This window comes from Sphingomonas bacterium (assembly GCF_903644055.1).
In the GTDB taxonomy this organism is placed as follows: domain Bacteria; phylum Pseudomonadota; class Alphaproteobacteria; order Sphingomonadales; family Sphingomonadaceae; genus Sphingomonas_I.
The window spans coordinates 1-9,785 of sequence record NZ_CAHJXD010000197.1 but is presented as its reverse complement, the minus strand read 5'-3'; the positions used below and the strand labels follow the sequence as shown (position 1 = coordinate 9,785).

Here is a 9,785-nt window from a genome sequence, read left to right as displayed (position 1 = left end):
CCCTCCGCGACGGTCGGCACCGCCAAGGTGGTCGCCGCGGACGTGCCCGAGACGCTTTCGGCGATCGGCACGGTGACGCCGGTGGTGACCGCGACCGTCAGGCCCCAGCTTTCGGGCAACGTCTTCACGATCAACTTCACCGAGGGCCAGCTCGTCCGCAAGGGGCAGCAGCTCGCGCAGATCGATCCGCGCCCCTATCGGCTCGCGCTGGCGCAGGCCGAGGCCAATCTCGCGCGCGATCAGGCGCAGCTCAATCTCGCGCGCGTCACGCTCGGGCGCTACCAGACTTTGCTCCGGCAGGATTCGATCGCGCGGCAGGACGTCGATACGCAGGCGGCGACCGCCAAGCAGCTCGAAGGCACGATCGGCTCGGACCGGGCGGCGGTGGGCACCGCGAAGCTCAACCTGCAATATACCTCGATCCCCGCGCCGGTTTCGGGCCGGGTCGGCCTCCGGCAGGTGGATATCGGCAATTACGTCACGCCGGGCGATGCCGCCGGGATCGTGGTGATCACGCAGACGACGCCGATCGACGTCGCTTTCTCCTTGCCGCAGGCCGATCTCCAGCGGCTGCTCGCGCGGCGCGCCCAGGCGGGCACGCTGCCTGTCACCGCCAAGGATCAGGGCGGCGCGACGGTCCTGGCGCAGGGCAGTTTCCTGACCTTCGACAATCAGATCGACGCGACCACGGGCACGGTCAAGGCCAAGGCGCGCTTCCCCAATCCGGACAGCAAGCTGTTCCCCAACCAGTTCGTCAACATAGCATTGCTCGCCGATACGCTGCGCGGCGCCGCGACGGTGCCGGTGACATCGGTGCGCCACGGCGTGCAGGGCGATTTCGTCTTCGTGCTCCAGCCCGATCATACGGTGAAGCTGACGCCGGTGAAGACCGGCTTCGCCAACGGCACGCAGATCGCGATCCTTTCGGGCCTGACGATCGGGCAGACCGTGGTGACCGAGGGCGCGGACAATCTCGACGACGGATCGAAGGTGACGCTGCCCGGCGAGAAATCGCAGTTCGGCGGACGGCAGAAGCAGCAGGGCTTCTTCGCGCGGCTGTTCGGCGGCGGATCGGGCGGCGACAATGCGGCGGCCGGCGGCGGCAATGCCTCCGGCGGCGGCGGGCAACAGCGGCGGCGCCCACAAAGCGGCCAGGCGCAGTGATCCCCCACGCCCCCGGAGATCGTCGCCCCGGCCCCGGCCGGCCATCGAGCGCGCGCGCATGAACGTGCCCCCCGGCCAGCTCGAACAATCGGAGGTGACGAGCATCGCCCCCGACCGCCTGAACCCCTCGCGGGGCTTCATCCTGCGGCCGGTGGCGACGACGCTGTTCATGCTCGCGATCCTGCTCGCGGGGATGGTCGCCTACCGGTTCCTGCCGCTGTCGGCGCTGCCCGAGGTCGATTATCCGACGATCCAGGTGCGCACGCTCTACCCCGGCGCGTCGCCCGACGTGATGGGGCTGACGGTGACCGCGCCGCTGGAGCGCCAGTTCGGGCAGATGGCGGGGCTCGGCCGCATGTCTTCGGTGTCGAGCGCGGGCGCGTCGGTCATCACGCTGCAGTTCAACCTCGATCTGACGCTCGACGTCGCCGAGCAGGAGGTGCAGGCGGCGATCAACGCGGCGAATACCCTGCTGCCCGCCGATCTCCCCGCGCCGCCGATCTACGCCAAGGTCAATCCCGCCGACGCGCCGGTGCTGAGCCTCGGCGTGACATCGAGCACGCGACCGCTCGCCGAGGTGCAGAACCTGGTCGACCAGCGCGTCGCCAACAAGATTTCGCAGCTTCCCGGCGTCGGCCTGGTCTCGCTTTCGGGCGGGCAGCGGCCGGCGGTGCGGATCCAGGCCAATGTCCAGGCGCTCGCCGCGCACGGCCTCTCGCTCGATACGCTGCGCACCGCGATCGCCGCCGCCAACGTCAACGGCGCCAAGGGCAGCTTCGACGGGCCGACGCGGAGCTGGACGATCGATTCCAACGATCAGCTCTCCACCGCCGAGGAATATAAGGGCCTGATCCTCGCCTATCGCAACGGCGCGCCGGTGCGGCTGAGCGACGTCGCCAACGTCATCGACGGATCGGAGAATATACGGCTCGGCGCATGGATGAACCGCCAGCCCGCGATCGTGCTCGACGTCCAGCGCCAGCCCGGCGCCAACGTGATCGGCACGGTCGACGCGATCAAGCAGACGCTGCCCGATCTCACCGCCGCGCTCCCCGCCGACGTCCATGTCACGTTGCTCACCGATCGCACCACGGGCATCCGCTCCTCGGTCCACGACGTGCAGGTCGAGCTGATCTTCGCGGTCGTGCTGGTGACGATCGCGATCTTCCTGTTCCTGGGGAGCTGGCAGGCGACGGCGATCGCATCGATCGCGGTGCCGCTGTCGATCATCGGCACGTTCGCGGCGATGCACATGCTGGGGTTCAGCCTCAACAATCTGACGCTGATGGCGCTGACGATCGCGAGCGGCTTCGTCGTCGACGACGCGATCGTCGTCACCGAGAATATCGCGCGGCATCTCGAGGAGGGCGCGCGGCCGCTCGACGCGGCGCTGCGGGGCGCGCAGGAGATCGGCTTCACGATCATCTCGCTGACCGTCAGCCTCGTCGCGGTGCTGATCCCCTTGCTGTTCATGGGCGACGTCGTCGGGCGGCTGTTCCGCGAATTCGCGATCACGCTGGCGGTGACGATCCTGATCTCGGCGGTGATCGCGCTGACGCTCGTGCCGATGCTCTCGGCGCGCTGGCTCAAGCCAGAGCATGAGATGAAGAAGCCGCGCTTCGTCGAAAAGACGATGGCGGGCTTCGATCGGCTGGCACACGGCTATTCGCGCTGGCTCGATTGGGTGCTGGCGCGGCAGGCGCTGACGATGCTGGTGTTCGCGGGCTCGCTGGTGCTGACCGCGATCCTCTTCGTCGCGATCCCCAAGGGGCTGTTTCCCGAGCAGGATACCGGCCAGCTCCAGGCGATCGTCCAGACCGGGCAGGGCGTGTCGTTCGGACGGATGTCCGATCTCCAGGGCAGGCTCGCCGATGCGATCCTCAAGGACCCCGATGTCGAAAGCCTGTCCTCCAACGTCGGCGTCGACGGCACCAACGCCGCGCTCAACCAGGGGCGGATGCTGATAAACCTCAAGGAAAAGGGCGATCGCAGCACCAATCAGGCCAGACTGATCGAGCGGCTGCAGGACCGCGCGCGCGATGTCGCGGGGGTGACGCTCTATGTGCGGCCGGTCCAGGATCTGACGATCGATGCCGAGGGCGGCCCCACGCAATATCGGTTCGCGCTGCAGGGCGCCGACCAGGCCGAGATCGAGGGCTGGGCCGACAAATTGATCGCCGAGATGAAGGGGCTAAAGCAGCTCGGCAACGTCACCTCGGACATGCAGAACGAGGGCCGCGCGGTCACGGTGAAGATCAACCGCGATACCGCAGCACGGCTCGGCATCTCGGTCGCGACGATCGACAGCGCGCTCTACAATGCGTTCGGCCAGCGGATCATCTCGACGATCTTCACGCAGACGACGCAATATCGAGTCATCCTCGAAAGCCAGCCCGGAATGCTCGGCGATCCGCAGGCGCTGGCGCAGCTCTACGTGGCGACGTCGAGCGGCACCTCGGTGCCTTTGTCGGCGGTGGCGAGCTTCGTCGAGGGCGCGGCCCCCCTCCAGGTCAGCCGCGTCGCGCAATTCCCCGCGGTGACGGTCGGCTTCGATCTCGCCAAGGGCGCGAGCCTCGGCCATGCCGTCGACGCGATCACCGCCGCCGAGGCGCGCATCGGCGTGCCGCAATCGATCACCACGACCTTCCTCGGCGCGGCCAACGCCTTCCGCGCGAGCCTTCAGAACGAGGTGTGGCTGATCCTCGCGGCGATCGTCGTCGTCTATATCGTGCTCGGCGTGCTCTACGAAAGCTTCGTCCATCCGATCACGATCCTCTCGACGCTTCCCTCGGCGGGCGTTGGCGCGCTCTTGTTCCTGTGGATCACGGGCAACGATCTGGGCGTGATCGGGATCATCGGCATCGTGCTGCTGATCGGCATCGTGAAGAAGAACGCGATCATGATGATCGATTTCGCGCTGGATGCCGAGCGCACCGAGGGCAAGGATCCCGACGGCGCGATCCGCCAGGCCGCGCACCTGCGCTTCCGCCCGATCATGATGACGACCTTCGCCGCCTTGTTCGCGGCACTGCCGCTGATCTTCGGCAGCGGCATGGGCGCGGAGCTGCGCCGCCCGCTGGGCATCGCGATCGCCGGCGGGCTGATCGTCAGCCAGGCGCTGACATTGTTCACGACGCCGGTGATCTTCCTCCAGTTCGAAGCGCTGACCAAGCGCCTCAGCCGGCGCAAGGAGCGCGAGCCCGAGCTGCCGCTGGAGGCGGGGACTTGAGGGGGGCGTCACGTTCCTCCCCTGGAAGGGGAGGTGGCAGGCGGAGCCTGACGGAGGGGTGTCGCGTTCTGGATAGCGCGACACCCCTCCACCACGCGCTGCGCGCGCGGTCCCCCTCCCCCGCCGGGGGAGGATCGGCCAAGTGAATCTCTCCGCGCCGTTCATTCGCCGGCCGATCGGGACGCTGCTGCTCACCGTCGGGCTGATGCTCTCGGGCTTCGCGGCCTTCTTCGTGATGCCGGTGTCGCCGTTGCCGCAGGTCGATTTCCCGACCGTCCAGGTCTCGGCGACGCTGGCCGGCGCGAGCCCGACGACGATGGCGACCAGCGTCGCATCGCCGCTGGAAAAGCATCTCGGGACGATCGCGGGCGTATCCGAGCTGACCTCGCAATCGGGGCTGGGGCAGACGCGGATCATCCTCCAATTCGATCTCAGCCGCAACATCGACGGCGCGGCGCGCGACGTGCAGGCGGCGATCAACGCGGCGCGCGCCGATCTGCCGACGACGCTGCGCAGCAACCCCAGCTATCGCAAGATGAACCCGTCCGACGCGCCGATCATGATCTTCGCGCTGACCTCCAACACGCGGTCGCCCGCCGACATCTACAATGCGGTGTCGAACGTCGTGCAGCAGCGCCTGCTGCAGGTGCAAGGCGTCGGCGACGTCGAGCTCGGCGGCGCGGCGCTGCCGGCGATACGGATCGACATGAACCCGCTGGCGCTGGCGCGCTACGGCATCCCGCTCGAGGATGTGCGGACGTCGCTGTCCTCGGTGAGCGCCAACCGGCCGCGCGGCGTGATCGAGGGCAAGGGGACGTCGTGGCAGATCTACGGCGAGACGCCGGGGCTGCGCGCATCGGATTATGCGGGGATCGTCATCGCGTGGCGGAGCGGCATCGCGGTGCGCCTGTCGGATATCGCGCGCGTCTACGACGGGCCCGAGGACGTGCGGACGATGGGGCTGTTCAACGGCAAGCGCGCGGTCAACGTCATCATCAGCCGCCAGCCCGGCGCCAACATCATCGCGACGGTGGATTCGGTCAAGGCGCAACTGCCCGCGCTGCAGGCGTCGATTCCCTCGGACATCAAGCTCGCCGTCGCCTCCGATCGCACGACGACGATCCGCGCCTCGCTCAAGGAGGTCGAGATCGCGCTGGTGATCTCCACCTTGCTGGTGGTGGCGGTGGTCTCGATCTTCCTGCGCTCGCTGCGCGCGACGGTGGTGCCCGCGGTGGCGGTGGTCGCATCGCTGCTCGCCACGCTGGGCGTGATGTATCTGCTCGGCTTCAGCCTCAACAATCTGTCGCTGATGGCGCTGACCGTGGCGACGGGGTTCGTCGTCGACGATGCGATCGTCGTGCTCGAAAATATCAGCCGCCACGTCGAGGAGGGGGTGCCGCGCGTCAAGGCCGCGCTGCTCGGCGCGCGGCAAGTCGGCTTCACCGTGCTGTCGATCTCGATCAGCCTCGTCGCGGTGTTCATCCCCCTGCTGTTCATGGGCGGGCTGATCGGGCGGCTGTTCCGCGAATTCGCGGTGACGATGGCGGTGGCGGTGACGATCAGCCTGGTGATCTCGCTGACGACGACGCCGATGCTCGCGGCGCTGCTGCTCAAGGAGCCCGAGCCCGACAAGCCGCCCAACCGGTTCGCGGCTTTCTCCGAACGGCAATTCGATCGCCTCCACCGCCGCTATGCGAAAAGCCTCGACTGGGCGCTCGCCAACCGCGGTGCGACCCTGCTGCTGCTCGGCGGCGCGGTGGTGCTCAACATCTTCCTGCTCGTCCACATCCAGAAGGGCTTCTTTCCCGAGCAGGACACGGGTTCGCTGATGGGCGGGCTGCGCGCCGACCAGAGCATTTCCTTTCAGGACATGCAGACCAAGCTCACGCAGATCGTCGACATCATCCGCAAGGATCCGGCGGTGGCGACCGAGGTGGCGTTCACCGGCGGCAGCCGCGCGGGGGGCGGCTTCATGTTCGTGCAACTCAAGCCCCAGTCGCAGCGCGACGGCGCGCGCGACGTGATCCAGCGGCTGCGGCCCAAGCTCCAGAAGATCACCGGCGTCGCGACCTTCCTGATGCCGGTGCAGGATATGCGCGTGGGCGGGCGGCAGGGCAATTCGGCCTACCAATATACGCTGAAGGCCGACGACAGCGCGGCGCTGACCAAGGCCTCGCAGACGCTCGCCGACGCGATGAAGAAGGATCGCACCTTCGCCGATGTCGATACCGACGCGGCCGAGGGCGGCGCGGAGGTCTACGTCAAGGTCGATCGCGATGCCGCGACGCGGCTGGGCGTGACGCCGACCTCGATCGACAACACGCTCTACGACGGCTTCGGGCAGCGGCAGGTGGCGACCATCTATTCGGGCCTCAACCAATATCATGTCGTGATGGGGGTAGCACCCGAATATACCGGCAGCCCCGAGGCGCTGGACGACGTCTACGTGCCCGCCACCCGCACCGCGACGGGCACCGCCGGCACGGGCACCAACACCGCCGCCAACGCGACCGGCGCGATCACCGGCGCCGCGGGCACGGTCGGCACATCGACCACGACGGGCACCACCACCGCATCGACGAGCAGCGCCGCGACGACGATCGGCACGACATCGGGCGTGACCGGATCGACGCCGGTCTCCACCACCGGCCAGCGCGACACGACGACCGGATCGGCGGTTAACACCGTGGCGCAGACGATGATGCCGCTGTCGACGATCGCTAGCTGGTCGCAACAATCCACCGCCAGCCAGATCAACCATCAGGATGCCGCCCCCGCCGCGACGATCTCGTTCAACACCGGCACGGGGAAATCGCTGTCCGATGCCTCGGCGCGGATCGCCGAACTCACCGCGCAGCTCAAGCTGCCCTCTACGGTCCACGGCAGCTTCGCGGGCACCGCCAAGGTCTTCCAGCAATCCACCGGATCGATGCCGATCCTGATTCTTTCGGCGCTGCTGGTGATCTATATCGTCCTCGGCATCCTCTACGAAAGCGCGATCCACCCGCTGACCGTGCTCTCGACGCTGCCCTCGGCGGGCGTCGGCGCGGTGCTGGCGCTGATGATCACCGGCAGCGAATTCGATCTGATCGGGCTGATCGGCATCATCCTGCTGATCGGCATCGTGAAGAAGAATGCGATCATGATCATCGATTTCGCGCTGGATGCCGAGCGGACACGCGGGCTTTTGCCCATCCAGGCGATTCGCGAGGCGAGCCTGCTGCGCTTCCGCCCGATCCTGATGACCACGCTCGCCGCCGCGCTCGGCGCGCTGCCGCTGGCGATCGGCTTCGGCGAGGGCGCGGAGCTGCGGCGCCCGCTCGGCATCGCGATCATCGGCGGGCTGATCGCCAGCCAGTTCCTGACATTGCTGACGACGCCGGTCGTCTATCTCGCGCTCGATCGCTTCCGCCGCCGGAGCCCGCGCGAACGGATGCTCGGCCGCGAGAACGCCCAAGGATTGCCCGCATGACGAAGACCGCGAAGTTCCTCCCCGCTCGCGGGGAGGGGGACCGCCGCCGCAGGCGGGGGTGGAGGGGGGCTGATGCCATGCGTTCCGCCCGGGTTCGAGCCCCCTCCACCATCCTGCGGATGGTCCCCCTCCCCGTGCCGGGGAGGATCTTGCTCGCTTCGCTCCTCCTCTCCGGCTGCAATCTGGCGCCGCATTATGCCACGCCCTCCACGCCCGCCGCGCCCGTGTTCAAGGAAGCGCCGGGCTGGCAGGTCGGGGCGCCCGCCGACGATATCGCCAAGGGCGCGTGGTGGCGGCTGTTCGGCGATCCCGTGCTCGACGGGCTGGAAACGCGCGTCGCGGTGTCGAACCAGAACGTCCTCGCCGCCTCCGCCGCTTACGGCCAGGCGCGCGCGGCGGTGCGCGAGCTGCGCGCGCAGCTTTTCCCGACGATCGATCTTTCGGGCAGCGGCACGCGCGCGGGATCGTTCGGCAACAATACGACGACGATCATCAGCGGCGGCACCGGGACCACGGGCACCGGGACGACCGGCACCGGCACCACGGGCACCGGCACATCGACCACGGTCACTTCGGGCACTTCGGGCAGCCGCCGCTATTCGCTGTCGCTGGGCGCGAGCTGGGAGCCCGATCTGTGGGGGCGGATCAGCTCGGGAGTGCGCCAGCAGAAGGCGCTGGCCGAAGCCACGCTCGGCGATCTCAACAATGCGACGCTGTCGGCGCAGGGCGAGCTCGCCAGCGATTATGTCCAGCTCCGCGGGCTCGATCGGCAGAAGGCGATCCTCGACGATACGATCGCCGCCTATCAGCGCGCCTACCAGATCACCAACAACCGCTACAATGCGGGCGTCGTTGCGCGCGTCGACGTTCTCCAGGCGCAGACCCAGCTCTCCACCGCGCGCGCCAACGCCGCCGACATCACCCGCCAGCGCCAGATATTCGAACATGCGATCGCGGTGCTGGTCGGCGAATCGCCGTCGACCTTCTCGATCCAGCCGATGCGCTGGGCGCCGGTCGTACCGCTGGTCCCCGGCATCCTGCCCGCGACGCTGCTGCAACGCCGCCCCGATATCGCCGCCGCCGAACGCCGCGTCGCCGCCGCCAACCAGGCGATCGGCGTCGAGAAAGCGGCCTTCTTCCCGACGCTCAACCTCACGGGCAGCGTCGGCTCCAACACCAGCAGCCTCGGCTCGCTGTTCAGCGCGTCGAGCAGCTTCTGGTCGCTGGGCGCGCAGATCGCCGAGACGATCCTCGATTTCGGCGCGCGCAGCGCCCGCGTCCGCGAGGCGCGCTTCGCTTATGACCAGGCGGTCGCCAATTACCGCCAGACCGTGCTTACCGCATTCCAGCAGGTCGAGGACGAGCTCGCCGCCACGCAGGTGCTGGCTTATGTCGCGCGGCAGAGGGCCGATGCGGCGCAGGTCGCCAGCCGGGTCGAGCAGATCACGCAGAACCAATATCTCTCGGGCCAGATCGCCTATACCGACGTGATCACGCAGCAGGCGACAGCGCTTTCGGCGCGGCAGGCCGAGGCGACGGCGGTGGTCGATCAGCAGACCGCCGCGGTGACCTTGATCCAGGCGATCGGCGGTAGCTGGCCGCCGCCGGGCCCCCCGCCCGCGCGATGAGCCGGAGCGCGCGCCTGTGGATCGGCGCCGCGATACTGGCGGCGCTGTTCCTGCTCGATGCGTTCGCGATCCACGCGCGCTGGGTCCATGCGCTCGATCAGCGCTGGCTGACGATATGGCGCAAGTCCGACGCCCGCCACGCGCTGATCGGGCCGGCGTGGGGCCTCAAGCTGGCGATCGGGATCACGACATTGGGTTCGGGCGTGGTGCGCGCGCCGCTGACGATCGCGGCGGTGCTCGTGCTGGCGCTGCGCGAGCGTGGGCGGCACGCGGCGCTGCTCGGCGGCGCGGT

4 protein-coding genes and 1 pseudogene are annotated in these 9,785 nt (G+C 68.5%); all 5 read left to right on the top strand.

Going from position 1 to position 9,785, the window contains the following annotated elements; genetic code table 11:
* Positions 1-1,164 (top strand): efflux RND transporter periplasmic adaptor subunit (locus HUU94_RS08585; RefSeq protein WP_174274670.1); only part of this gene is annotated, 1,164 nt, incomplete at its 5' end.
* Positions 1,165-1,222: 58 nt separating this feature from the next.
* Positions 1,223-4,393, top strand: a complete 3,171-nt coding sequence (locus HUU94_RS08580) for an efflux RND transporter permease subunit (protein WP_174274669.1) — start codon at positions 1,223-1,225, stop codon at positions 4,391-4,393.
* A gap of 142 nt (positions 4,394-4,535) precedes the next feature.
* Positions 4,536-7,865: an efflux RND transporter permease subunit gene (locus tag HUU94_RS08575; protein WP_174274668.1), complete on the top strand. Its 3,330-nt coding sequence runs from the start codon at positions 4,536-4,538 to the stop codon at positions 7,863-7,865.
* 149 nt (positions 7,866-8,014) lie between these two features.
* Positions 8,015-9,493, top strand: coding sequence for an efflux transporter outer membrane subunit (locus HUU94_RS08570; RefSeq protein ID WP_254602064.1), 1,479 nt, complete (start codon positions 8,015-8,017; stop codon positions 9,491-9,493).
* Positions 9,490-9,785 (top strand): annotated as a pseudogene (locus HUU94_RS08565) (hypothetical protein); the annotation flags it as partial. The gene HUU94_RS08570 and the pseudogene HUU94_RS08565, both read left to right, overlap by 4 nt.

Excerpts from the sequence above, each read along its gene's own strand:
- HUU94_RS08580 (WP_174274669.1), top strand. The coding sequence starts at position 1,223 with ATGAACGTGCCCCCCGGCCAGCTCGAACAATCGGAGGTGACGAGCATC.